The organism is Achromobacter sp. UBA4530, from assembly GCF_002388205.1.
Lineage (GTDB): Bacteria > Pseudomonadota > Gammaproteobacteria > Burkholderiales > Burkholderiaceae_B > Achromobacter > Achromobacter animicus.
Genome location: NZ_DGMA01000002.1, coordinates 111,702 through 135,878 on the forward strand (window position 1 = coordinate 111,702; position 24,177 = coordinate 135,878).

General features: G+C 67.3%; 17 protein-coding genes. 3 read left to right on the plus strand and 14 right to left on the minus strand.

What is annotated here, in order from left to right; all coding sequences use genetic code 11:
- Positions 1-35: 35 nt before the first annotated feature.
- The 11 genes from B2W22_RS01120 to B2W22_RS01170 form a co-directional block, all read right to left on the minus strand.
- Entirely contained in the window at positions 36-827 is a 792-nt protein-coding gene (locus B2W22_RS01120; protein WP_175123022.1) for a metallophosphoesterase family protein, read from the minus strand.
- A complete protein-coding gene (locus tag B2W22_RS01125; RefSeq protein WP_286935955.1) occupies positions 824-1,798 on the minus strand; it encodes a diacylglycerol/lipid kinase family protein in 975 nt (324 codons plus the stop codon). Before B2W22_RS01125 ends, B2W22_RS01120 begins: the two co-directional genes overlap by 4 nt.
- Positions 1,799-1,879: 81 nt before the next feature.
- On the minus strand, positions 1,880-3,679 hold the full coding sequence (locus tag B2W22_RS01130; RefSeq protein ID WP_175184210.1) for a gamma-glutamyltransferase family protein: 1,800 nt from the start codon (positions 3,677-3,679) through the stop codon (positions 1,880-1,882).
- 160 nt (positions 3,680-3,839) lie between these two features.
- Positions 3,840-5,333, minus strand: coding sequence for an ABC transporter substrate-binding protein (locus B2W22_RS01135; RefSeq protein ID WP_175123025.1), 1,494 nt, complete (start codon positions 5,331-5,333; stop codon positions 3,840-3,842).
- 224 nt (positions 5,334-5,557) lie between these two features.
- The gene (locus B2W22_RS01140) at positions 5,558-6,457 is read right to left on the minus strand and encodes a LysR family transcriptional regulator (protein ID WP_175123026.1); all 900 of its coding nucleotides are present in this window, start codon (positions 6,455-6,457) and stop codon (positions 5,558-5,560) included.
- Entirely contained in the window at positions 6,454-7,113 is a 660-nt protein-coding gene (locus tag B2W22_RS01145) for a helix-turn-helix transcriptional regulator (protein ID WP_175123027.1), read from the minus strand. The genes B2W22_RS01140 and B2W22_RS01145 overlap by 4 nt, the downstream gene beginning before the upstream one ends.
- 58 nt (positions 7,114-7,171) lie before the next feature.
- Entirely contained in the window at positions 7,172-8,629 is a 1,458-nt protein-coding gene (locus tag B2W22_RS01150) for an efflux transporter outer membrane subunit (RefSeq protein ID WP_286935957.1), read from the minus strand.
- 10 nt (positions 8,630-8,639) lie between these two features.
- Positions 8,640-11,741, minus strand: coding sequence for a MexW/MexI family multidrug efflux RND transporter permease subunit (locus tag B2W22_RS01155; RefSeq protein WP_286935958.1), 3,102 nt, complete (start codon positions 11,739-11,741; stop codon positions 8,640-8,642).
- A gap of 15 nt (positions 11,742-11,756) precedes the next feature.
- Positions 11,757-12,890 (minus strand): efflux RND transporter periplasmic adaptor subunit, encoded by a 1,134-nt coding sequence (locus B2W22_RS01160; RefSeq protein WP_286935959.1) that lies wholly within the window; start codon positions 12,888-12,890, stop codon positions 11,757-11,759.
- 175 nt (positions 12,891-13,065) lie between these two features.
- Complete coding sequence (locus B2W22_RS01165; protein WP_175123031.1) at positions 13,066-15,039, minus strand: BCCT family transporter; 1,974 nt, start codon at positions 15,037-15,039, stop codon at positions 13,066-13,068.
- A 149-nt stretch (positions 15,040-15,188) separates the two neighbouring features.
- Positions 15,189-15,812, minus strand: coding sequence for a TetR/AcrR family transcriptional regulator (locus B2W22_RS01170; RefSeq protein WP_175123032.1), 624 nt, complete (start codon positions 15,810-15,812; stop codon positions 15,189-15,191).
- 232 nt (positions 15,813-16,044) lie between these two features.
- On the opposite strand from B2W22_RS01170, the gene B2W22_RS01175 reads away from it, so the two are divergent.
- Genes B2W22_RS01175 through B2W22_RS01185 form a run of 3 tightly spaced genes read left to right on the plus strand, consistent with a single transcriptional unit; the run spans position 16,045 to position 21,781 of the window.
- A complete protein-coding gene (locus tag B2W22_RS01175) occupies positions 16,045-17,136 on the plus strand; it encodes an efflux RND transporter periplasmic adaptor subunit (RefSeq protein ID WP_175123033.1) in 1,092 nt (363 codons plus the stop codon).
- The gene (locus B2W22_RS01180) at positions 17,133-20,318 is read left to right on the plus strand and encodes an efflux RND transporter permease subunit (protein WP_286935960.1); all 3,186 of its coding nucleotides are present in this window, start codon (positions 17,133-17,135) and stop codon (positions 20,316-20,318) included. The genes B2W22_RS01175 and B2W22_RS01180 overlap by 4 nt, the downstream gene beginning before the upstream one ends.
- Positions 20,319-20,320: 2 nt before the next feature.
- A complete protein-coding gene (locus tag B2W22_RS01185; protein ID WP_218344821.1) occupies positions 20,321-21,781 on the plus strand; it encodes an efflux transporter outer membrane subunit in 1,461 nt (486 codons plus the stop codon).
- A 113-nt stretch (positions 21,782-21,894) separates the two neighbouring features.
- Here B2W22_RS01185 and B2W22_RS01190 read toward each other — a convergent pair whose 3' ends face one another.
- The 3 genes from B2W22_RS01190 to ytfE all read right to left on the minus strand — a co-directional run bounded on the left by B2W22_RS01190 (position 21,895) and on the right by ytfE (position 24,068).
- Complete coding sequence (locus tag B2W22_RS01190) at positions 21,895-22,812, minus strand: DUF808 domain-containing protein (protein WP_191576815.1); 918 nt, start codon at positions 22,810-22,812, stop codon at positions 21,895-21,897.
- Positions 22,813-22,925: 113 nt separating this feature from the next.
- Positions 22,926-23,336 (minus strand): hemerythrin domain-containing protein, encoded by a 411-nt coding sequence (locus tag B2W22_RS01195; RefSeq protein WP_175123037.1) that lies wholly within the window; start codon positions 23,334-23,336, stop codon positions 22,926-22,928.
- Positions 23,337-23,396: 60 nt separating this feature from the next.
- Entirely contained in the window at positions 23,397-24,068 is a 672-nt protein-coding gene (gene ytfE / locus B2W22_RS01200; RefSeq protein WP_175123038.1) for an iron-sulfur cluster repair protein YtfE, read from the minus strand.
- Positions 24,069-24,177: the final 109 nt, after the last annotated feature.

The following is a 24,177-nucleotide window of genomic DNA, read 5'->3' on the forward strand; positions in this document are numbered from 1 at the left end:
TCAAAAAGAAAGGTGCGCGGGGGCCGCGCCCCCTGCTACAACGAGACCAGGGTCTTGTCGACCGGCGCGAAGGCATGCGCGCCCGCCGCGTAATCCCACCGCTCGACGTGGCAGACCTGCTGGCCTTCCTCTTCAGAGCGGGTGATCACGCCCAGCGAGTTGGGCACGGTGCCCCGCACCCGGTGCGAGCAGGTCGTCCCGGCCTGGACGATCCAGCCGGCCGGTCCGGTGGGCGCGGTCAGCGGCAGCACGTAGGGCAAGTGTATGTGACCGCCCAGCACCAGGTCGACACCCGCCTGGGCCCAGGCCGACAGCGCACGCTCCCGGCCGATCAGCAGATTGGACAGGTCCGATTCGACCTTGGCGCGCACCGGGTGGTGTGCCACGACGAGGCGCAACTGGCCCGGCCGGGCCTGGCGCAGCCGCTGGGCGACGCGAGCGATCTGCGCATCGGAGATCTCGCCATCCTTGTGGCGTTTTGGCCGCGTGGTGTTCACCCCGATGGCGAGCACGCCATCGTTTTCGAACACGGGCTCGAGGATCGGGCCCAGCGCGCGCTTGTAGTTGCCGTAGGGATTGAGGGCGCGTGCGAATACGTTGTACAGCGGGATGTCGTGATTGCCGGGTACCGCCAGCACGGGCAGCGCCAGACGCTCGATGAACCGGCGTGCGGCGGCGAATTGGCTGCGGCGCGCGCGCTGGGTGATGTCGCCGCTGAGCACCACCAGATCGGGCGACAACTGCCGCGCCAGGTCCAGCACGGCTTCGACGACCGCCTTGCGTTCCGTGCCGAAATGGGTGTCCGACAAATGCAGGATCCGCGTCATGAGCGATCCAGAAGCTCGGGGTCCGCCGGCACCACCAGGGGCAGGCGATCGCTCGCCACCTTGAATTCAAGCGGCGTGTCCATCCAGGATATCTCGCCGTCCATCGCCACCTTGACCCGGCGGCGCCCGCGCACACCGACCGTCAGCTTGTCGAAGGCGAAGCTGATGACGTTCTCGGCGTCGCCCATCCGGCTGAGCAAACCGCGCACCAGCAGACCGTACAGGGCCAGCGTGCCCACCGGCCGCGCCGCCATGGCGATCAGCCGATTGCGGTCGAGCTCGTCGTTCTCGATGCCGATGTGTTCCAGTTGCAGCTTGTTGTTGCCCACGACCAGCGTCGGCGACCGCAGACTGCGCGACTTGCCCTCGAATTCGAGCTGCAACCCGAGCTGGCGCGGTTGGCGCCAGAGCGTGACCAGGCCTGACCACAGCGCAACCCAGCGCCTGCGCCCGTAGCGTTGCTTGTAGGCCTCGCGGTCTTCGAGCAGTTGCGGATACAGGCCGAGGCTGGCGTTAACGAGAAACAGTCGGCCGTTCAGCAGGCCGACCTGAACGGGCCGGATGGTGCCTTGCAGGAAGCCGCGCAGCGCCACCTCGGTTTCTTGCGAAATGCCGTAGGTGCGGCCGAAGTAGTTGAAGGTGCCTTGCGGCAGGATGCCGAACGGCACGCCCTGTCCCAGCACCGTGGACGCAACGGCATTGAGCGTGCCGTCGCCGCCCGCGGCGATGACGACGCCCTGCTCGTCCTGGGCGCGCTTGACCGCCTGGCGCGCCACGTCCGTCAGCCGCGACGGATCGCCGACCGGCATGAGTTCGTAGCGCCGCCCGGCCTCGTTAAGGATTGTCCGGATGGTGTCCTGCAAGACCTGCGCGTCGCCGCGCCCCGATCCTTTATTGAGGACGATGAATAAGGGTTCTTTTCCCGTAAGGGGTCGAGCCGCTGTTGCCGGGCTCTGCTCGGATGGCGTCATGCGACAAACATACCCTAAGCGGGTAAACCGCCGCAAGACGCCGCACGGCGCACGCTTTGTAAGAAAGCGTGCGCCGTCCGTTCAACGGCCGACGGCGTACGCCTGCATCAGGCGCGGCGTGGCGGCCGCATGCAGCAGTCCGTCCGCGTCACGCGAGGCGGCGGTCAGCCGGCCGGCCGACCACTCGGGCAGTTCTTCGATCTGGTGGCCGCGCTGGCGCAGCGCCGCAATGACCTCGGCGCCGAAGCTGGCCTCCAGCGCCAGATGACCGGGTTTGCGGTCGCGCGGGTAGAAGGAAGTGGGAAAGTGCATGGTGTGCGACATGGGCAGGTCAATGGCTTCCTGCAGATTCAGGCCGTGGTGCACGTGACGCAGGAAGAACAGCAGTTGCCATTGTTCCTGCTGGTCGCCGCCCGGCGTGCCGAAGGCCAGGTACGGCTTGCCGTCGCGCAGCGCGAGCGACGGGGTCAGCGTGGTGCGCGGGCGCTTGCCCGGCGCCAGCGTGCCGGGCAGGCCTTCTTCAAGCCAGAACATCTGGGCCCGGGTGTTCAGGCCGAAGCCCAATTCCGGAATGACCGGCGAGGACTGGAACCAGCCGCCGGACGGCGTGGCCGAGATCATGTTGCCCCAGCGGTCGATCACGTCCACGTGTGTGGTGTCGCCGCGCTTGGCCGACGCGCGCATATCGGCAAGGGTCGGTTCGTTCGTGGCGCTGCCGGGCGCGGTGACGGGCGACAGGCGCTCGAGCGTGTCCATGACGCGCGCGACCTGCGCCTCGAAGCCGGGCACCTGGCCGGGCAGCAGGTCGTGCGACGCGCCCTCCCCGATCAGTTGGCGGCGTTCGGCGTTGTAAGCGTCGGACAGCAGATGGGCGAGCGGCACGTCGATGAAGGCGGGGTCGCCGTAATAGGCTTCGCGGTCGGCAAAGGCGAGCTTCATGGCCTCGGTCACCCGGTGGATGAATTCGGCGCTGGTGGGACTGACGCCCGCCAGGTCCATGTCTCTCAGGATGGCGAGTGTCTGCAGGAAGACCGGGCCCTGGCTCCAGGCGCCGGCCTTGGCGACCGTGTAGCCGTGATAGTCATAGGTCAGCGGTTCGTCGTAGCTGGCGGACCAGCCGGCCAGGTCGTCGGCCGTGATGACGCCGCGATGGGTGGCGCCGCTTTCGTCCATGACGTCGGTGTTGCGGGCGAAGCGGTCGATCTCGTCGGCGATGAAACCTCGGTAGAACGCGTCGCGCGCGGCCTCGATCTGGCGCTCGCGGTCGGCGCCGGCGCCTTCGGCGGCTTGCAGCACGCGGGTCCAGGTGCGGGCCAATGCCGGATTCCGGAACAGCTTGCGGGCCTGCGGCACCTGCCCACCCGGCACGTAGACCTGGGCGGTCGTCGGCCAGTGGGTTTCGAAGAAGTCCTTCAGGCCGGCAATGGTGTTGGAGATGCGCGGCATCAGCGCATGGCCGTGTTCCGCGTAATAGATGGCGGGTTCGAGCACGTCGCGCACGCGCATCGTGCCGTGGTCGCGCAGTAGCAGCATCCAGGCATCGAACGCGCCGGGGATCACGGTGGCGAGCAGGCCGTTGCCGGGAATGAGCTTCAGGCCTTCGGCGCGGTAGCGTTCCAGCGTGGCCGCGGCGGGCGTGGTGCCCTGCCCGCACAAGACCTCGACCTTGCCGGTGCGGGCCGAATAGAACACGGCCGGCACTTCGCCGGCCGGGCCGACCAGATGGGGTTCGACCACCTGCAGCACGAACGCCGAGGCGACGCAGGCATCGAACGCATTGCCGCCGCGCTCCAGCAGCGACATGCCGGCCGAACTGGCCAGCCAATGGGTGGACGTCACGACACCGAAGGTGCCGAGGATTTCCGGGCGAGTCGTAAACATGGTGGGTCCTGATGTTGGGATGTAAGACCGATTCGGGTGTCTGACACCGAGACGCCCCACAGCAGCAAGTGACGCCATCCGGGACACCGCGGATCCGGCTCCGCCGGTCCGCTGGTGTCGCCCCCTTGAGGGGGCCCGCGTCAGCGGGTACGGGGTGGGCTTATTTCTTTACGCCCTTTAGACGGATCAGACCGTCGGGGTACGGGACGAAACCGTCCACCTTGGCCTGCACGCCGAACGTCCAGGGCAGGTAGAACAAATAGATAATCGGACGCTGGTCCTGCATCGCGGCCAGGACCTGGTCGTACATGGCGCGGCGCTTGGTCGTGTCGGCTTCGGCGCGGGCGTCGTTGAGCAGTTTGTCGACGGCGGGGTCGCAGAATTTGCCGTCGTTCAGGTTGCCCTTGCAGCTCAGGTACTGGTGGATGTTGCCGCTGGGATCGACACGGCCCGACCAGCCGCTCTGGCCGATCTGGAAGTCGCCGCGGGCCAGCGAGGATTGCAGCGAGGCGAACTCGACTGGGCGCAGCGAGATGTCGAAGCCTGCTTCGGCGCCCATGGCCTGCACCAGTTCGAAGACCTGCTGCATGGTGGTGTTGTTGCCGAAGGTGATTTCGACCTTCACGCGGTCGTAGCCGGCTTCCTTCAGCAGCGCCTGCGCCTTCTTGGGGTCGCGGCCCGGGCGGTCGAAGGACTTGTTGTACGCAAAGCTGGCGGGCGGGAACGGCTGGTGGGCGGGCTGGAACATGCCTTCGCCGATCACCTGGTTCAGGACGTCGCGATCGATGGCCAGATCCAGCGCCTGGCGCACGCGCTTGTCCTTGGCGAGCGGATGATCGGCGCGCGCGCCGTTGGCCAGGTTCACGGAGATGGACTGGAAGCCCAGGCCCGTGACCGGCGCCAGACGCAGGCTGGCGTCATCCTTGACGGCCTTGGCGTCGCTGGGCGCCACGCGTTCGATGATGTCCAGGTCCCCGGCGCGCAGGTTGTTCAGGCGCACGGTGTTGTCCGGAATCGGCGTGTAGACGAGGCGGTCGAAGTGGTAGTTGGCCGCGTCCCAGTACTTGGGGAATTTCTCGAGCACGATGCGATCGTTCTGCACGCGCTCCTTGAATTGGTACGGGCCCGAGCACACGGGCTTGCCGCCGGGGTCCTTGTCGAAGCTGGCAGGCGAAATCATCATGCCGGCGCGGTCGGACAGCTGCGACAGCAGCGAGGCATCCGGCTCCGACAGGTTCAGCACCACGGTGTGCTCGTCGGGCGCGTCCACGCTGGCAACGGTGGCCAGCTCGCTCTTGCGGTTGCTGTCGGGCAGCGTGCGGGCGCGGTCGAGGTTGGCCTTGACGGCGGCGGCGTTGATGGGGGTGCCATCGTGGAACACGGCATCCGTGCGCAGCTTGAAGGTCAGCGTCTTGTTGTCCGGGCCGACGGTCCAGGATTGCGCAAGCTGCGGCACGATCTTCAGGTCGGGGGTGATGTCGACCAGCCTGTCGCACAACGAGGCGAACACGATGCGGCCGACAAAGGTGCGGGCGCGCGCCGGGTCCAGCACGTCCGGGTCGTCCTGCAGACCGATACGCAGCGTGGACTGGGCGTTCGCCAATCCGGTGGCCAGCATTCCCGCCATGGCCATGGCGAGGCAAAGTTTACGCATGAATGATCTCCGTCGATTCCGTCAGGATCTGTCGTCTCGTGCGCGGAGGCACCGCCTGGCTGGGAGCAACAGACCCCGGGACGCGCCGCATCGCCGGGCCCATCCCCCTCGTGCGCACGCTGTTTGTTGTTGGATTCTGCGCCAGGCGCGCGGCGATTGTATAGACCGGCGGGTGACGCGCCGCCCACTATACGCCCGTGGCGGCCGCCTTGCGGACGAATGGCTCAGGGCAGGCGGCAAGGGGCCGAGAAATCGGCCGACGCGGCGACCGTGTCGCGCAGCATGGCGACCAGCGGCCGGGCGTCGTCGCGCCGGTACTGGAAGGCGTAGGGCAAGGCGGCCAGTTCGGGCTCGCCGTGCAGGACGCGCAGGCTGCCTTCGGCCTGGAGCTTTTCGGCCCAATGGCTGGGCAGCAACCCCACGCCCGTGCCCTCGATCAGCAGCCCGACGATGGCGCCCCAGTTGTTGCAGCACAGGCGCTCGCCCGCGGATTCGCGTCCGCCGAGCCAGTCGTCGATGATGCGCGTGGTGCCCGCGCCTTCGGGCAAGGTCACGAGCGGCAGCCGGGCCAGCAAGGCCATCGTCATGCCGGTGTCGGCCGGTTGCAGCACCGAGGGCGCGGCGACCCAGGAGAAGTGCGCCTCGCCGATGGGCGATGACGCAATGCCGGCGCGGGAAGACCGGCCGGCGATCACGGCAAAATCCAGCTCGCCGTCCGCGACGCGCTGTTCCAGCACCTGGCCGATGTCCACGTACGGCTCCAGCACCAGCTCCGGGTAGGCCGCGCGCACGGCGCGTATCAACCCCGGCAGCCAGGTCAACGCCGTCAGCTCGCCGACGCCGAAGCGGCAACGGCCGCGCAGACCCGGCATTTCGGTCATGGAGGCGCGGATCTGGTCGGCCGTGGCAAGCAGCCCGCGCGCTTGCGGCAGCAGGCGCTGGCCTGCGTCGGTCAGCACGGCCTTGTGGCCGCTGCGGTCAAAGAGGGGCTGGCCCAGCCCTTCTTCCAGTTCCGTGATGCGCTTGGACAGCGAAGACACCGACAGATGCAGCCGCTCGGCCGCCACGGCAAAACTGGCGCAGGTGGCGGCCCAGTAGAAGGCCTCGAGCTGCTTGAGCGTCATGGCCGCTGGCTGACGCGGTAGGCGCAGCGCCGCGCGCCGGCCAGGATGTGTTCTTCGCGGTCGACCTGCACGCCCTCGCCCAGCACCTTGCGGAAGAGTTCCAGCTCGCTGCGGCAAAAGCCCATACAGGCCTTGGCCGCGAAACAGATGGGGCAGTGGTTCTCGATGAAGACGAAATCCGCGCCGTCTTCACGCAGTTCCGCCATGTAGCCCTCGGCGCTGCGCACGTCGACCAGGCGCGCGAGCCGTGTCTTCAAGTCCGGCGCGTCCTGCATCGCCTGCTGGTAGACATTCAGCATGGCGCCTTCGCGCACCTGCACCAGCTTGTCGATGCCGTCATCGCCGAACACCTGGCGCACGGCCGCGATCATCTGCACCGTCATCTCGGCGTGCGTGTCCGGGAAGCGCCCATGGCCGGCCTGGGTCAGGAACCATATCTGGGTGGGCCGGCCGCGGCCCGCGCTTTGGCTTTCGAAGTCGACCAGCCCGTCGGCATGCAGGCGCGTCATCTGCTGGCGCACCGCCTCGGCCGTCACGTCCATGGCGCGCGCGATGACCGCGATGGATTGCGGTCCGCGCGTCTTCAGGGTCATGAGCACGCGGTCCGCAGGCTGGTGCGGTGTCGCGGCGGCCGGGTGGGACAAGCTGTCAGACATGAGAGGTATCGATGCTCCGGAAGAAGGTTCCTATGGTGCCACGGACGGCTCGCGGTGGTCAGCCGGCGCCGGGCTGGCTTGCCGCCACGGCGTCGGCGGGCTGGGCCTGCCATCCGCCCCCCAGCGCCTTGTACAGCGCAATGAGGCGCGTGTAGGACTCGGCTTCGGCGACGGCCACGGCGTCCTGGGCGCGCAAAAGCGTACGCTGCGCGTCCAGCACGGTCAAATAAGGCGTGCTGCCTTCGCGGTAGCGCAGCCGGGCCAGTTCCGCGGCCCGTCCGCTGTGCGCGGCGGCCTGCGCCAGGCTGCCCAGGCGCTGCTGCGTCTGCCCGTACTCGGCCAGGGCCTCCTCCACCTCCTGCACCGCCCGCAGCACCGCCTGCTCGTAGCGCGCCGCCTCGCCTTCGAGACGCGCCTGGGCGCCGCGCTTGCGGGCCAGCGCCGTAGGCAGATGGAAGGCGGGCCAGCCCGCGTCGGCCGCCACGCTGAACCCGCGGCTGGCCGCCGAGCCGAAGTCCGCGCCGCGTAGCGCGACGAATCCCAGGAATCCGCCCAGGTCGATGCGCGGGTAGAGCTCGGCCGTGGCCACGCCCACGTCGGCATTGGCGGCGGCCAGGTTGCGTTCGGCGGCCAGCACGTCCGGACGCCGCGACAGCAAGGCGCCCACATCGCCGATGGGCAGCCGCGCCGTCAACGGCGCGAGCGGCGTCGCGGCATCCAGCGCACCCAGTTCCACCGGGCGCAGGGCCGCCAGCACCGCGATCCGGTACAGGGCCAACTGGCGCGCGGTCTCCTGCACGGGGATGCTGGCCTGCACGGTCTCCAGCTCCGCCCGCGCGCTGGCCAGGTCGCCTTCGTCACCGCGGCCAGCCGACACCATGGCCTGAGTCACGCGCAGGCTGTCCTCTTGGCTGGCGAGGTTGGCGCGCGCCACGGCCAGCCGCTGCTCGGCGCCGCGCAGCTCGAAATAGTTGCGCGCGACCTCGGCCGCGACCACGATGCGCGCCTGCGCCAGGTCGGCCGCCTGCGCCTCGCTGCGGGCCGCCGCGCCCTCGGCCGCGCGGCGCAGCCGGCCAAACAGATCCAGCTCCCAGGTCGCGTCGAAGCCCGCGCGATAGCTTTCGGCCAGATTGCGCTGGCCGGCGACGCCGGGGTTCGCCTGCGACAGGCTGCGCGCGTAACCGCCGCCCAGGGTCACGGCGGGCAGCTTGTCCAGTTCCCTTTCGTCCAGTACCGCGCGCGATTCGGCAAGGCGCGCCTGGGCGATGCGGATATCCAGGTTGCGGGCGAGCGCCATGTCGATCAAGCGATCGAGCTGCGGGTCCTGCAATTGCTTCCACCAGTCGCGCTGGACCTGGTCGGTGGAAAAGAGCGCCTGCTCGGGGCTGGCCAGGACGACGGGCGCCGGGTTCGGCTGTTGGTAATCCGGCCCGACGGCGCAGCCGGCCAAGGCCAGGGCCGCCAGCAGCACGACGGCACTGCGGCTCAGCCGGGGATAGCGGTGCAGCTTATTCATGTTCGATTCCTCAATGCGAGGCCGCGGCGCGCGCGTCCTCGGCGTCAGCCTGCGCCAGTTCACGGGCACGCGGCGTGTCGTTGGCCGCCCGGTGATCGCGGGCAAACACGGTGTAGACGGTGGGCAGCACGAACAGCGTGAACAGCGTGCCGACCAGCAGGCCCACCACGATGACCAGCCCCAGGCTGTAGCGGCTGTGCGCGCCGGCGCCGGTGGCGAACAGCAGCGGGATCAGCCCCATGACCATGGCGGCGGTGGTCATCAGGATGGGACGCAGGCGGATGCGCGCGGCCTGCTCCATGGCCGCCCGCCGGTCCAGCCCATGGCTGACCTGCATCTCGTTGGCAAACTCCACCATCAGGATGCCGTGTTTGCTGATCAGCCCGATCAGCGTCACCAGCCCGATCTGCGTGTAGATGTTGACGGTGGCCATGCCCAGCGCCAGCGGAATCAGCGCGCCGCAGATCGACATGGGCACGCTCACCAGGATGATGAAGGGATCGCGCAGGCTTTCGTACTGCGCGGCCAGCACCAGGTAGATGACGATGATGGCGAAGATGAAGGTGATCATCAGCGCCGAGCCTTCCTGCGTGAACTGGCGCGCGTCGGACTGCCAGTCATAGCTGAAGCCCGCCGGCAGCGATTGCGCCTCGCGCGTCAGGAACCGCACCGCATCGCCCATGGTGACGCCCGGCATGGGAATGGCCTGGAACGTGGCGGCGTTCAACTGGTTGAACTGCGTGAGCTTGTTGGGCTCCACGCCCATCGATACCGACACCAGATTGGACAGCGGCACCTGCGCGCCCGAGGCGCTCTTCACGTGGTATTGCGCCAGCGCCTGCGGCGAGATGCGCTGCTCGCGCAGGCTTTGCGGAATGACGTCATACGAACGCCCGTCCATGCCGAAGCGGTTGACGTAGTTTTCGCCCACCAGCACCGCCAGCGTGTCGCCGATGGCCTTCATGGTGACGCCCAAACTGTTCGCCTTGCTGCGGTCCACCTTCAACTGCACAACCGGATTGTTATAGTCCAGGTCGCTGTCCACCACCATGAAAAGGCCGCTTTCGCGCGCGGCCTTCTTCAGGCTCTCCATGGCGTCATAGACCACGGCATAGTCCGACGCGCTCATCAGCACCATCTGCACGGGCAGCCCGCCGGTGGAGCCGGGCAAGGACGGCAGCTGGAACGCGAAGATGTTGCTGCCTTCCACGCCATTCGCCATCGCCTGCATGTCGGCCTGGATCTCGTCGGCCGAGCGCTTGCGGTCCTGCCAGTCAACAAAGTTCACGCCGCCGATGCTGTTGGACACGCCGTCGGAACCATTGATCAGCCAGCGTCCGTTCTGCTCGGGCAGCGTCTTCATGACGTCGTCCCACTTCTTGCCGAACTTCTCGACGTAGTCGATGTTGGCCTGCTGCGGCGACTTGATGGCGGTGAGCACCGTGGACTGGTCCTCGACCGGCGCCAGTTCCTGCTGCGCGGCGTTGTACAGGAAGGGCAGGCTGGCCAATACGGCCACGGCCAGCACGCCGGTGACCCAGCGATGATGCAGCGACACGTCCAGCACGCGGCCATAGGCATCGCCCAAGCGGCCGAAGAAGTGTTCCGCCTTGCGGGCCATCCAGCCGTCGGCCACCCGGCCGTTCAAGAGAAACGAACTCATCACCGGCGACAGCGTCAGCGCGATCACGCCCGACACCACCACCGCGCCGGCCAGCGTGAATGCGAACTCCTTGAAGAGCGAGCCGGTCAGTCCGCCCATCAGCCCGATCGGCGCATAGACCGCCGCCAGCGTGATAGTCATGGCGATCACCGGCCCCGCGACCTCGCGCGCGCCGATCAGCGCCGCTCGCACGGGCGACTTGCCCTCTTCAATATGGCGGTGCACGTTCTCGACCACGACGATGGCGTCGTCCACCACCAGGCCGATGGCCAGCACCATCGCCAGCAGCGTCAAGAGGTTCACGCTGAAGCCGAACAGGGCCATGATGGCCGCGCCGCCCAGCATCGACAGCGGTATGGTCACCACCGGAATCAGCACTGCGCGCAGCGAGCCCAGACACAGGAAGATCACCGCCACCACGATGACGATGGCCTCCAGCAGCGTCTGCGTCACGCCGTCGATGGACGCGCTGATGAAGCGGGCCAGCTCGAACGGCACCTGCACGCTGGTGCCGGGCGGCAGATTCTGCTTGATGTTGGGCAACAGCTCGTTCAGGCGCTTCACGATGACCAGCGGATTGCCGACGGGCGTGGCGTTCAGGCCGAAGTACACGGCCGGTTCGCCGTCCATCAGACCGCTTGAATCCGTGGACGCCGCGCCCAGTTCCACCGTGGCCACGTCGCCCAGCCGGACAATGGCGCCGCCCTCCTGCTTGATGACGAGATCGCGGAATTCGGCCACATTGACGAGATCGGTGTTGACCTGGATGTTGGACACCACGTACAGGCCCTTTGCCTGTCCGGGCGCCGCCTGCACGTTGTTCTGGCGCAGCGCGTCGGCCAGCTCGCCGGCGGAAATGCCGCGCGCCGCCATGCGGTCCGGGTCCAGCCACACGCGCATCGCCAGCTTCTGCCCGCCGTACAGCTCGACACTTGCGACGCCGTCGATGGACGAGAGCTGCGGCTGCACCACGCGCGACAGATAGTCGGTCAGCGCGGCCAGCGACAGGTTCGTGCTGGAAAAGCCCACGTAGGCCACGGCCGTCGCCTCGCCCGCGGACTTGACCAGCACCGGATCGTAGACGTCCTGCGGCAGGCGGTACTTGACCTCGTTGACCTTGGCCATCACCTCGGTCATGGCCTTGTTGGAATCGGCGTTCAGCTTCATCCGCACGGTAATCACGCTGCGGCCCTGCGTGGACGACGACGACAGGTAATCGATGCCTTCGACCGTGGCGACGGACTGCGCGATCGGCTGGGTCACGAAGCCCTGCATCAGGTCGGGCGAGGCGCCCGGGTACTGCGTGGTGATGGTGATGGTGGTGCTTTCGGTCAGCGGGTACTGCCGGACGGGCAGCCCGCTCAGCGCCTTGACGCCCAGCAGCAGGATGAGCGTGCTGACCACCAGCGCCAGCACGGGGCGGCGCACGAAAAGATCGGTGAACTTCATGGGAGCCTCCGTGCCTTACCGGGCTTGCGCCACGGTCTGCCCCGGCGCGGTCAGCGCCACGGTGTCGTCCGGCAGGATCTCGACGGCCGCGCCGTTATGCAGCCTCAGTTGGCCCGACGTGACGACCTGGTCGCCGGCCTTGAGCCCTTCGGTCACCACCACGCGGCCCCGCAGGCGTTCGCCCGTCTTCACATAGGCCTGGCGGACGGTGGGTGCCGCGCCGGCCGTGCCGGATTCCGGCGCGGCCACGACATAGACCGAATCGCCATAGGCGCTGTAGCTCACGGCCGTCTCCGGCACGGTGATGACGTTCGGGCGGTCGGGCAGGCTGATCCTGCCCTGCGCATACATGCCGGCGGACAGCGCGCCGTCCGGATTGGCCAGCAACGCCTGCACGCGGACCGTGCGCGTGCCCGGGTCGACCTGCGGTTCCACGGTGGTGACCTTGCCCTGGAAGACACGGCCGGCGTGGGCGTCCACCGTCACGGCCACCGGCTGGCCCACGCGCAGCGTGCCCAGCGCCTGCTCGGGCAGCGTGAGATTGGCGAACATGGAGGACGCATCCGTCAGCGACACCAGCGGATCGCCGGCGCGGGCAAACTGGCCCAGGTTCACGCGGCGCACGCCCAGCACCCCATCGAATGGCGCCTTGATGCGCTTCTGGTCGATCAGCGCCTGCACGCGCCGCACATCGGCGGCGGCCTGCTCATGATCGGCCTGCGCCTGATCGAGCTGTTCGCGCGTTGCGGCCTGCAGCGGCACCAGCCGGCGCGTGCGGTCCAGCAAGGCCCGCGCGTTGCGCGCCTGCGCTTGCAGCCGCGCCAGCTCGCCCTGCTCGGGCGCGTCATTCAACTGCACGAGCAACTGCCCGGCCTTCACGGACTCGCCCGGCGTGAACAGGATCTGCGCGACACGACCGTCCACCTCTGCGGGCACCAGCACCTGGCGCGTGGCCTCCAGCGAGCCGATGCCGGCGAGGACGACCGGAAAATCCGCCTGCACTGCGGCGGCCACGGCGACCTTGGCGGGCGGCATCGACCATCCGCCGCCCTGCGTTGCCGCTTTGGATTTCCAGTACATCGCCCCGCCGGCCAATGCCGCCGCCACGGCCAGGGCGACAACCGCCCATGCTCCTGCCTTCGCCTTCATTTTTCGCTCACTTTTTATTTAAACAAGAATTTGCTTGGATAATCCACGAATCGCGGTGATTCGTCAAAGCAGCGAAAGCAATGAAGGGGATAGCGTCGGCCTATGGGCGAAAAAAAGGCCACGCAATGCGCGCGGCCTAAGGGGAAAACGGAACGGGCGGATCAGCGCAATCGGCTCACCCGCGCACCATGTGCAGGTAATGGCGATGCCGCTCGTATTGATCCAGGATGTCACCGATCACCGCGTCGCGGCTCCAACCCATGATGTCGTAGTCCTGGCCGCCTTCGCGCAGATGGACCTCGGCGCGGAAATACTTGCGCTCGTCTTCGTCGGCCGCCTCGTCTGGCGTCAGGCTGGGCCGCACGAAGGCCTGCGGCTGGACGGCGTAGGAAAAGTCCAGATGTTCGCCGTGCGAGACTTCCAGGATCGCGCCGCCGTCAACTTCGTCTTCGCGCACCTCAACCGCGTAGCCCTGCTTGCGCAATTCATCGGCCACGTCTTCCAGGGCCGGCCGCACCACGTCCGAGATGAAGCGCAGCACGTGGGCGCGGCGCGGCATCATGACCATGTTGCGCAGGCGGCGTTCCCAGGACTGGCCGCCGCGCGCCGGCCGGGAAAGCGTGAGCGACTGGTAGCGGATGCCCCGCTTGGTCGCGTCAAGCTTGAGCGCCTTGAACAGCCCCCATAGCGACAGCAGCAGGATGATCGAGAACGGCAGCGCGCTGGCGATGGTGGCGGTCTGCAGCGCGGTCAGGCCGTCGGCCAGCAGCAGCGCAATCGCCACCGCCCCCATGGACAGCGACCAGAAGATCCGCTGCCACACCGGCGTGCGGTCCGCGCCGCCCGAGGCCAGCAGGTCCACGACCAGCGCTCCGGAGTCGGCGGACGTGACGAAGAACACGGCCACCATTGCGATGGCAAAGACCGATATCACGCTGCTCCAGGGCAATAACTCAAGAAATGCGAAGAGCGCCAGCGAACTGTCCTTATCCACCGCCTGCGCCAGGCCCTGGTCGCCGCCAACCAGTATGTAATAGATGGCCGTGTCGCCAAACACCGTCATCCAGAACAGCGTGAAGCCGGCTGGGACCAGCAGCACGCCGCAGACGAACTCACGGATGGTGCGGCCGCGCGAGATGCGGGCGATGAACAGCCCCACGAAGGGCGACCACGCGATCCACCAGCCCCAATAAAACAGCGTCCAGCCGCCCAGCCAATCGGTCGGTTCGTAGGCGTACAGGTTGAAGGTCTTGTTGACGATGTCGGACAGGTAGGCGCCGGTGTTCTGCACAAAGGTCTGGAACAGGAACACCGTGGGGCCGGCAATCAGCACGAACAGCAGCAGGATCACGGCCAGCACCATGTTGGCTTCCGACAGGATGCGGATGCCCTTGTCCAGCCCGCTGGCCACCGACATCGTCGCCAGGCTGCAGGTGATGACGATCAGGATGATCTGCGGCACCACGCCGACCGGAATGCCGAACAGGTGATTCAGCCCGCTATTCATCTGCGCCACGCCCAGGCCCAGCGACGTCGCGACGCCCAGCACGGTGCCGATGATGGCGAAGATGTCCACCGCATGGCCGATCGGGCCATGGATGCGGTTGCCAATCAGCGGATACAGCGCGGACCGCAGGGTCAGCGGCAGTCCGTGACGGAAACTGAAGAATGCGAGCGTTAACGCCACCGCCGCGTAGATCGCCCAGGCGTGCAGGCCCCAATGGAAGAAGGTGATCTTCATGGACTCGCGCGCCGCCTCGACCGTGCCGCCCTCGCCCACCGGTGGCGACACGAAGTGCATGACGGGCTCGGCCACGCCGAAGAACATCAGCCCGATGCCCATGCCGGCGGAGAACAGCATGGCGAACCAGGTGAAATTTCGGTAATCGGGCTCGCTGTGGTCCGGGCCCAGCTTGATGTCGCCGTACCGGCTGATGGCCAGGAACGCGACCGAGAGCAGAATGATCGCGACGACCAGGATGTAGAACCAGCTGGCGTTGCTGATGATCCAGGCCTGCATCGCGCCGAAGAGGTCCTGCGCCGCCTTGGGCGCAATGATGGCGAAGGCGACAAGGAGCACGGTGAATAGGGCTGCGGAAAAGAAGACGGGCCGATGGATGGTTGTGCCGGGTCGGGATTCCGAAGTCATGGATGCACTCCTTGCGCCCGAGGGTCGCGGAACATGGCGCTGGCCCCCTCAGCACGACCGGTGCACCGCCGGTATTACTATCACGGGCGCACCCAAGCTGACAATCACCTGAGTCAGGAATCGGAAGTTTTCAGATCGGCGCCGCGGTCTTATTCGGGCTTTGCGTCGCCGAAGACCACGCGGCGGAAGAACCCGGCCAGCACGGCCTCGGTCATCTCGGGCGTGACGGCCTGGGGATCGAAGGCATAGCTGAACTGCATGCCGTCGGACAGAGCCAGGAGGCCCAGCGCAAGCTGCTCGGCCGGCAGCGGCAGCGGTGTGCCGACGAGAGCCGAAAACTGGCGGATGTATTCGGTGGTGGCGGCGCGCAGTTCGCGCAGACAGGCGATGAACCCCACGCGGAAGTCCGGATCGCGCGCGGCCTGCAGCTTGCCTTCCATCCACAGCAGGAAACAGTCGTTTTCGCGATAGTGCGTGCTGTAGTAATCGAGCACGCGCGCTTCCATCTGTTGCCGGGTCTCGCCGGCTTCGAAGATGGCGCGCATGTCGGCCATGACGTTTTCATGGTCGCGCTTGAGCAGTTGCAGAAACAGTTCGGACTTGCTGCCGAAGTTGCTGTAGAACGCCCCGCGCGTATAGCCCGCCTGCTCGGCGATGTCTTCGACGCTGGCCGCCACGAAACCCTTGGACAGAAAAATCGACTGGGCAGCGTCGAGCAGGCGCTGACGCGTCTGGTCACGGCTCTGCTCTCGGGTTAGGCGGACTTTTGACATGGGCGGAGTTTAGCATCGGCGACGGTTTCAGATTCAACATTGAATCCGGATACATTACTGTATTAGAATCCAGTCCGTATCGAGTCCGACTCGCCCTTTTCCTGCCCTTTTCCGCGCCGCGAGGTGTTTCGTGAATTGTCTTGGCCCGGCCGTGCGTTCCACCGCGCGCCACGCCGCTGCGGATGCAGCGCCGCTACCTCCCGTTTCCCTGCCCCACCGCCTGACACGCCTGATGGCAATGTCTGCCGTGCTTGCCCTGGCTGCCGCCGTGGCCGGCTGCGGCCGCGAGGAGGCGCCCGCCCCGGCGCCGCGTCCCGTGGTCGCCATGCCCGCGCAGGCGGACGAAGCCCTGCCCGCCTGGACATTGCCCGGCGAAGTCCAGGCCCGCTACAGCACGCCGCTGTCGTTCCGCGTGGGCGGCAAGATCATCGAACGCAAGGTGCGGCTGGGCGACACCGTCGCGCCCGGCCAGGTCCTCGCCAAGCTGGATCCGGCCGACGCGGCCAAGAACGCCGCGGCGGCGCGCGCGTCGCTGTCCGCGGCGCAGCACCAGCTGGACTACGCGCGGCAGCAGTTGGACCGCGACCGCGCCCAGGCACGTGAAAACCTGATTGCCGCGACGCAGCTTGAACAAACCCGCAACGCCTATGCCTCCGCGCTTGCGCAGCGGGACCAGGCCGCGCAGCAGGCGGCGCTGGCGGCCGACCAGCTCAACTACACCACCCTCACGGCCGACCACGCTGGCGTGATCACGGCAGAACAGGCCGACACCGGACAGAACGTGGCGGCGGGCACCCCGGTCTACCAACTGGCCTGGTCGGGCGACATCGACGCACTGTGCGACGTGCCCGAAAGCGTGCTGGCGGGATTGGCGATCGGCCAACGCGCCAGCGTCACGCTGGGTCCGTTGCCCGGCCAGACCTTCACGGCAGTGCTGCGCGAGATTGCGCCGGCCGCCGATCCGCAAAGCCGCACCTACCGCGCCAAGCTCACGCTGGAATCGCCCTCGCCCGACGTCCGGCTGGGCATGACGGCCAACATCAGCTTCGACAACCGCTCGGCCAACGGGCAGACCACCTTTACCGTGCCGGCCACCGCCCTGTTCCATGAAGGCCGGGAGCCCGCGGTGTGGATCGTCAAGCCCGATGCCGACACGCTGGAACTGCGCCGCGTGCAGGTGCTTCGATACGACGCGCGCACCGTCACGCTGTCGCAAGGCCTGCAGGCCGGCGAGCGCGTGGTGTGGCAAGGCGTGCACACCGTGTCGGCGGGCGAGAAGGTGCGCCCGGTGCCGCCGCTGCATCCCGAGGACTTCGCGTCATGAGCGCCCCCGGCCAGGAAGGGGGCAAGCAAGCCGGCCAGGACGCCCACCGCCACGAGGAAGGCCGGTTCAACCTGTCGGCCTGGGCGCTGCGGCATCAGCCGCTGGTGATCTTCATCATCACGCTCGTCACGCTGTTCGGCGTGCTGTCGTATTCGCGGCTGGCGCAGTCCGAAGACCCGCCCTTCACCTTCCGTGTCATGGTGATCCAGACCCTGTGGCCGGGCGCCACCGCGCAGCAGGTGCAGGAGCAGGTCACCGACCGCATCGCCAAGAAACTCCAGGAAACCGCCAATACGGACTTCCTGCGCAGCTACTCGCGGCCCGGCGAATCGCTGATCTTCTACACGATGAAGGACTCGGCCCCCGCCAACACGGTGGCGGACCAGTGGTACCAGGTGCGCAAGAAGGTGGGCGACATGCGGGCCACGCTGCCGCAAGGCGTGCAGGGGCCGTTCTTCAATGACGAGTTCGGCGACGTCTACACCAACATCTATACCTTGCAGGGCGACGGCTTTTCGCCGGCGCAGCTGCACGACTATGCGGACAAGCTGCGCACAGTGCTGCTGCGCGTGCCCGGCGTGGCCAAGGTGGATTACTTCGGGGATCAGCCCGAACACATCTACATCGAGATCACGAACACGCAGCTCACCCGGCTGGGCGTGTCGCCGCAACAGATCGCGCAGGCCATCAACAGCCAGAACGCCGTGCAGGGCGCGGGCACGCTGACCACGGCCGACGACCGCATCTTCGTGCGGCCTTCTGGGCAGTTTCCCAACAGCCGGGCGCTGGCGGACACGCTGATCCGCGTGAACGACAAGTCGATCCGGCTGGGCGACATCGCCACCATTCATCGCGGCTATGACGATCCGCCCGCGCAGCAGATGCGGTTCAGCGGGGAAACCGTGCTGGGCATCGGCATCACCATGCAGCCGAATCAGGACGTGGTGCGCCTGGGCAAGTCGCTGGACGCGAAGTTCAAGGAATTGCAGGCCCAACTGCCTGCGGGCCTCACGCTGAAGGAAGTCTCCAGCATGCCCACGGCGGTGTCGCATTCGGTTGACGAATTCCTGCGCTCCGTCGCGGAAGCCGTGGCGATCGTGCTGGCCGTGAGCCTGGTGTCGCTGGGCTTGCGCACGGGCATGGTGGTGGTGATTTCCATCCCCGTGGTGCTGGCCATCACGGCGCTGTTCATGGAGATGTTCGGCATCGGCCTGCACAAGGTGTCGCTGGGCACGCTGGTGCTGGCGCTGGGCCTGCTCGTGGACGACGCCATCATTGCGGTCGAGATGATGTCGGTGAAGCTGGAACAAGGCTGGAACCGCACACGCGCTGCCGCGTTCGCCTACACCAGCACGGCGTTTCCGATGCTGACCGGCACGCTGGTCACCGTGGCGGGCTTTCTGCCGATTGCGCTGGCCAAGTCCGCCACGGGCGAATACACGCGCTCGATCTTCCAGGTGTCCGCCATTGCGCTGATCACCTCGTGGTTCGCGGCCGTGGTGCTGATTCCGTTGCTGGGCTACCGCCTCTTGCCCGAGCGCAAGCGCGAGGCGCATCTGCCGCACGACCACGAACACGACATCTACAACACACGCTTCTACCAGCGCCTGCGCGGCTGGGTGGCGTGGTGCGTGGACCGCCGCTTTCTGGTGCTGACCGGCACGGTAATTGTTTTTGCCGTGGCCATGGCGGGCTTCAAGTTCGTGCCGCAGCAGTTCTTTCCGAGCTCGGACCGCAGCGAGCTGCTGGTCGACGTGCGGCTGCAGGAAGGCGCGTCGTTTGCGGCGACGCTGCGCCAGGTCGAGCGTCTGGAAAAGGCGATCGAGGGCCGGCCCGAAATCGCGCATTCGGTCAGCTTTGTGGGCACGGGCGCCCCGCGCTTCTACCTGCCGCTGGACCAGCAGTTGGCGACGCCCAACTTCGCCCAGCTCGTCATCACGACACATTCGGTGGAAGATCGCGAAAAGCTTGCGCAGTGGATGGAGCCGATGCTGCGCAGCGACTTCCCCGCCATCCGCAGCCGCCTGTCGCGGCTGGAGAACGGACCGCCGGTCGGCTATCAGGTGCAGTTCCGCGTCAGCGGCGACAAGATCCCGGACGTGCGAGCGGTGACCGAGAAGGTGGCCGCCGAAGTCCGCGCCGACACACGTTCGGCCAACGTGCAGTTCGACTGGGACGAGCCTTCCGAGCGCTCGGTCCGCTTCGAAGTCGACCAGCAGAAGGCGCGCGAACTGGGCATCAGCTCCAGCGACATCTCGGACTTCCTGGCGATGACGCTGTCGGGCTACACCGTGACGCAGTACCGCGAACGCGACAAGCTCATCAACGTCAGCCTGCGCGCCCCGCGCGAAGAGCGCGTCGACCCCGCCCGCCTTGCCACGCTGGCAATGCCCACGGCGAACGGTCCCGTGCCGCTGGGCAGCATCGGCCAGGTGAAGTACGACCTGGAGTACGGCGTCATCTGGGAACGCGACCGCCAACCCACGATCACCGTCCAGGCCGACGTGATCGGCGGCGCGCAAGGCATCGACGTCACGCGCGCCATCGACAAGAAGCTGGACACGCTGCGCGCCGAGCTGCCGGTCGGTTTCCGCATCGAAGTCGGCGGCCCGGTGGAGGAAAGCGCCAAGGGCCAGACGTCCATCAACGCGCAGATGCCGCTGATGGCGGTGGCCGTGCTGACGCTGCTGATGGTGCAGCTGCAAAGCTTCGCCCGCGTGCTGATGGTGGTGCTGACCGCGCCGCTGGGGCTGATCGGCGTGGTGGCCGCCCTGCTGCTGTTCGGCAAGCCCTTCGGCTTTGTCGCGATGCTGGGCGTGATTGCCATGTTCGGCATCATCATGCGCAACTCGGTCATCCTGGTGGATCAGATCGATCAGGACATCAGCGCGGGCCACAAACGCGTGGACGCCATCGTCGGCGCCACGGTCCGGCGCTTCCGGCCGATCACGCTGACGGCGGCTGCCGCCGTGCTGGCGCTGATTCCGCTGTTGCGCAGCAACTTCTTCGGCCCCATGGCGACGGCCCTGATGGGCGGCATCACCAGCGCCACGGTGCTGACGCTGTTCTTCCTGCCGGCCCTGTATGCCGCGTGGTTCCGCGTGAAGCACGACGAGCGCGACGAACCTGAAGGCGTGCCGCCCGGCGCCAACGCGGGCGACACGGTGGAACGAGGAGCCTGACGATGCAACATTCCATCCCTTCCGTCTGCCTGCGATTTGCCGCGCTGCCGCTGGTGCTGGCGCTGGGCGCCTGCGCTTTTGCGCCGGACAGCAGGCCGCCCGCGATGGCCGAACCCGCGCAATACGGGGTCGAGGCCGCCCCTGCCGCCGGCGCCGCCGCGCAGGGCGTGGCGCAACGCTTCGAACGCGGCGCGCACCCGGTCCCGCAATGGTGGACGCGTTACCAGTCCGACGCGCTGAATGCGCTGGTCGAAGAAGGCCTGGCCAACAGCCCGGACCTGGCCGCCGCCGAACGCAATCTGGCCGGTGCGCGCGAGCAATTGCGCGGACAGGTCAATTCGTCGCTGCTGCCCACGGTGGACGCGGGCGTCAGCGCCACGCGCAACCGTGCGCTGACGATGCCCAACCTGCCGCAGCCCACTGCGCTCTTCAATGTCTTCACAGGTCAGGTGCAGGCCAGCTACAACCTGGACCTCTTTGGCGCGGCGCGCTTTGCCAACACGTCGCTCGCCGCGCAGGTGGAACAGCAGGCCTATCAGCTGGAAGCCGCGCGGCGTTCGCTGGCGGCCAACATCGTCACGGGTGCGATCACCTCGGCCTCGCTGGCCGAACAGGTGGCGCTGACGGAAAAGCAGGTGGTGCTGTTGCGGCAGGTCGCGCGCGATACGCAGCGCCGGTACGAACTGGGCGCGGCGTCGCAGAACGACGCGCTGGACGCGGATCAGGATGCCGCCACGCTGGAGGCATCGCTGCCCGGCCTGCGCGCGCGGTGGCATGCGACGCGTCACGCGCTGGCCGTGCTGCTGGGCCGCAGCCCCGATCAGGCGCCGCCGGATCTGGCCTTCAGCACGATCGCCGTGCCCGATACGGTGCCGGTAGTGGTGCCGTCGGAACTCCTGGCTTCCCGCCCGGACGTGCTGGTTGCCGAGGCGGCGCTGGTGGCGGCCGCCGCCGACGTGGGCCTGGCGACCGCGCAGCTCTTTCCGAGCCTGTCGCTGACGGCCTCCATGGGCAAGGGTGGGTTTGCGTGGGCGGATGCCTTGTCGGGCGCCGGCTCCATCTGGGCCATCGGCGCGTCGCTGACGCAGCCGATCTTCCACGGCGGGCAGTTGCTTGCCGAGCGCAGCGCCGCCAAGGCGCGTTATGAGGCTGCCGTGTTGCAGTACAAGCAAACCGTGCTGACCGCATTCCGCGATGTGGCCGACACGCTGTCACGTCTGGATGCCGGCGGTCAGGCGCTGGCATCAGCCGAAGCCTCGCGGCGCTCGGCGGAGCTGTCCTATCAGAACACGGCCAAGCGCGTTCGGCTGGGTGCGCTGGCGCCTTACACCCAGTACGCGTCCGAACAGCATTACGTGGCGGCGCGCCTGCGTGAACTGGAATATGCCAATGCCCGCATGACGGAAACGGCGGCGTTGTTCCAGGCGATGGGCTCGCCGGCGAGCGCCGCGCCGCAGCAGTAGCGGTCGCGGTAGCCGTAGCGGTACGCCAGGGCCTTTTCGGCGTGGCGGTCTTCCGGGCGCCCCCCGTTGCCCGGTCACGCCCGCCTGCCCGGCGCGCCGGACCCCGCTGCCTGTCAGCCCTTCTTGAACAGGCGCTTGACGAGGCTGACCACGCCCAGCACCACCGCGCCGGCGACGATGCCGAACAAGGCATTGAGCAGCGTGGACACCAGCGCGTGAACGACGCCGCCCCCGCCAACCGCCGCAGCGGCGTGTTCGACTGCCGCATGCACCGGCGGGATGCCGTGGGTCAGGATGGCGCCGCCGACCATGAACATCGCGGCCGTGCCCACCACCGACAACGTCTTCATCAGATAAGGCGCCGCGGCCACGATGCGCTCGCCCATCCAGGCCAGCGCGCGCGACGATTTCTGGCGGAGGTACAGGCCCAGGTCATCCAGCTTGACGATGCCAGCAACCAGGCCGTAGACGCCCACCGTCATCCCGATGGCAATGATCGACAGCACCGCGACCTGCCGCGTGAAGTCGGCGCCGGCCACGGCACCCAGGCTGATGACGATGATTTCCGCCGACAGGATGAAGTCGGTGCGCACCGCGCCTTTGATCTTGGTCTTTTCGAACGCCACCATGTCGACCGACTGGTTCTGCAGCGCCTCGGCGCGCGCGGCGTGGTGGCCTTCAGGGGATTCGCCGTGAGACAGGTACTTGTGCGCCAGTTTCTCGACGCCCTCGTAGCAGAGGAACGCGCCGCCCAGCATCAGGAGCGGCGTGATGGCCCAGGGTGCGAATGCGCTGATGAGCAGCGCCGCGGGCACGAGGATCAGCTTGTTGATGAAAGAGCCCTTGGCCACCGCCCAGACCACGGGAAGCTCGCGGTTGACCGGCACGCCGCTGACCTGCTGGGCATTGAGCGCCAAGTCGTCGCCCAGCACGCCCGCCGTCTTCTTGGCGGCCACCTTCGTCATGACGGAAACGTCATCCAGGATGGTGGCGATATCGTCGAACAACGCGAAGAAACTGCTTCCGGCCATCAAGAACCCCTGTCGCCCTGTAAGGTGTTCCGAGTGTACAGGCGGCGGTCGCCGGTTTCATGCAACGGAGATGGCGCTTTTCATTCCTTTTGTGTCCGGCCCGGGCCGGTTTGCTACATCGCCTCGATGCGCGGGTAAAGATCGCGGTTTTCGCGCTGCATGCGCTCGTGGACGCGGCGCAGCACGGTGTTGGCGTCGTCCCGGAAACCGCGCTCGTCCAGTTCCAGGTTGCGCGCGTTGTTCCAGCGCTTGGCAAAGCCTTCATAGGCGGCGGCGATGGCGTCCATCTCTTCCTGGAATTCCCGCCCCTTGCGCGCCAGTTCGGCGTCGGCGCTGCGCGCCACGGCCGGATACAGCGCCCGGTCCTCGACCGCCAGATGCAGCTTGATGGTGGCGCTCATGGCCACGATGCCCTGGGCGATTTCGGCCGCGTTGCGCGCCACGCCCGCCAGGGCCAGCCTGCGCAGCGTCGCGATGCCTTCCAGGATATCCACGTGCTGCTGCTTGAATTTGTCGATGTTCATACAAACCTTTCCTGCTGATGCCGCGGGGCCGGCAGGCCCCGCCCTTCCTTGCCGCGCCCGTCAGGCCGGCGCGCGCGCGCCTGCGTTTTCAAAGAGGATGTTGTTCTCCAGGTGGATGTGCGCCATCAGGTCTTCCTTGAACTGCCGGATGCCCAGGTACAGCGCGCGCCAGGTATTGCAGGCGGCGCGCGGCAGCGTCACGTTGTTTGTCAGCGCCATCAGGCGTTCGAGCGCGACGCCGTGGTCGTCGTGTTCCATGCGCATCACCATGATCGGCATGGTCGCCATGGCGCCGTGACCGCGGGCCAGCATGGGGAATAGCACCTGTTCCTCTTTCTGCATGTGGCTTTCCAGTTCCTGCTGCATGGTGCGCAGGTGGTCGGCCAGGCCGGCCGGGCAGTCCGGGCTGTCGGCATGCACCTGTTCAACCTTCAGGGCCAGGCGGATGAGTTCCGGAAATTGCTGGCGATGCACCTCGTGGTAGCGCGCCAGGATGTGGTCGACCAGTTCTGCCGGCGAAGCCAGCCCCCAGTCGGTTTCGTGTTGCGGATTCTGCGCCAGGGCCTCCAGACGGGCCTCGATCTGCGCTGGGTCCAGCGAACGCTGGGCCGCCGCCTCGGCCAGGCTCTTCTTGCCGCCACAGCAGAAGTCCAGATCGAACTCGTGAAACACCTGCGTGGCGCCGGGAATGCTGCGGGCCAACTGGCCCAGGGATTGCTCAACCATGCTCATCGCGTCTCTCCAAAGATCATTGCGGTGCTTCTCTACTTGCGAAATCCGTGCCAGGAAAAACTTGCGATTTATCAACCACCTGCGATTTAAAGGGTAGATATCACCCTTC

Bases quoted from the DNA above. Each gene is read 5' to 3' on its own strand.
- B2W22_RS01180 (WP_286935960.1), top strand. From the start codon at position 17,133: ATGAGCGCCCCCGGCCAGGAAGGGGGCAAGCAAGCCGGCCAGGACGCC.
- B2W22_RS01160 (WP_286935959.1), bottom strand. From the start codon at position 12,890: ATGAAGGCGAAGGCAGGAGCATGGGCGGTTGTCGCCCTGGCCGTGGCG.
- ytfE (WP_175123038.1), bottom strand. From the start codon at position 24,068: ATGAGCATGGTTGAGCAATCCCTGGGCCAGTTGGCCCGCAGCATTCCC.
- B2W22_RS01165 (WP_175123031.1), bottom strand. From the start codon at position 15,039: ATGACTTCGGAATCCCGACCCGGCACAACCATCCATCGGCCCGTCTTC.
- B2W22_RS01150 (WP_286935957.1), bottom strand. From the start codon at position 8,629: ATGAATAAGCTGCACCGCTATCCCCGGCTGAGCCGCAGTGCCGTCGTG.
- B2W22_RS01190 (WP_191576815.1), bottom strand. From the start codon at position 22,812: ATGGCCGGAAGCAGTTTCTTCGCGTTGTTCGACGATATCGCCACCATC.
- B2W22_RS01125 (WP_286935955.1), bottom strand. From the start codon at position 1,798: ATGACGCCATCCGAGCAGAGCCCGGCAACAGCGGCTCGACCCCTTACG.
- B2W22_RS01135 (WP_175123025.1), bottom strand. From the start codon at position 5,333: ATGCGTAAACTTTGCCTCGCCATGGCCATGGCGGGAATGCTGGCCACC.
- B2W22_RS01170 (WP_175123032.1), bottom strand. From the start codon at position 15,812: ATGTCAAAAGTCCGCCTAACCCGAGAGCAGAGCCGTGACCAGACGCGT.
- B2W22_RS01130 (WP_175184210.1), bottom strand. From the start codon at position 3,679: ATGTTTACGACTCGCCCGGAAATCCTCGGCACCTTCGGTGTCGTGACG.
- B2W22_RS01195 (WP_175123037.1), bottom strand. From the start codon at position 23,336: ATGAACATCGACAAATTCAAGCAGCAGCACGTGGATATCCTGGAAGGC.
- B2W22_RS01145 (WP_175123027.1), bottom strand. From the start codon at position 7,113: ATGTCTGACAGCTTGTCCCACCCGGCCGCCGCGACACCGCACCAGCCT.
- B2W22_RS01185 (WP_218344821.1), top strand. From the start codon at position 20,321: ATGCAACATTCCATCCCTTCCGTCTGCCTGCGATTTGCCGCGCTGCCG.
- B2W22_RS01175 (WP_175123033.1), top strand. From the start codon at position 16,045: ATGGCAATGTCTGCCGTGCTTGCCCTGGCTGCCGCCGTGGCCGGCTGC.
- B2W22_RS01120 (WP_175123022.1), bottom strand. From the start codon at position 827: ATGACGCGGATCCTGCATTTGTCGGACACCCATTTCGGCACGGAACGC.
- B2W22_RS01140 (WP_175123026.1), bottom strand. From the start codon at position 6,457: ATGACGCTCAAGCAGCTCGAGGCCTTCTACTGGGCCGCCACCTGCGCC.
- B2W22_RS01155 (WP_286935958.1), bottom strand. From the start codon at position 11,741: ATGAAGTTCACCGATCTTTTCGTGCGCCGCCCCGTGCTGGCGCTGGTG.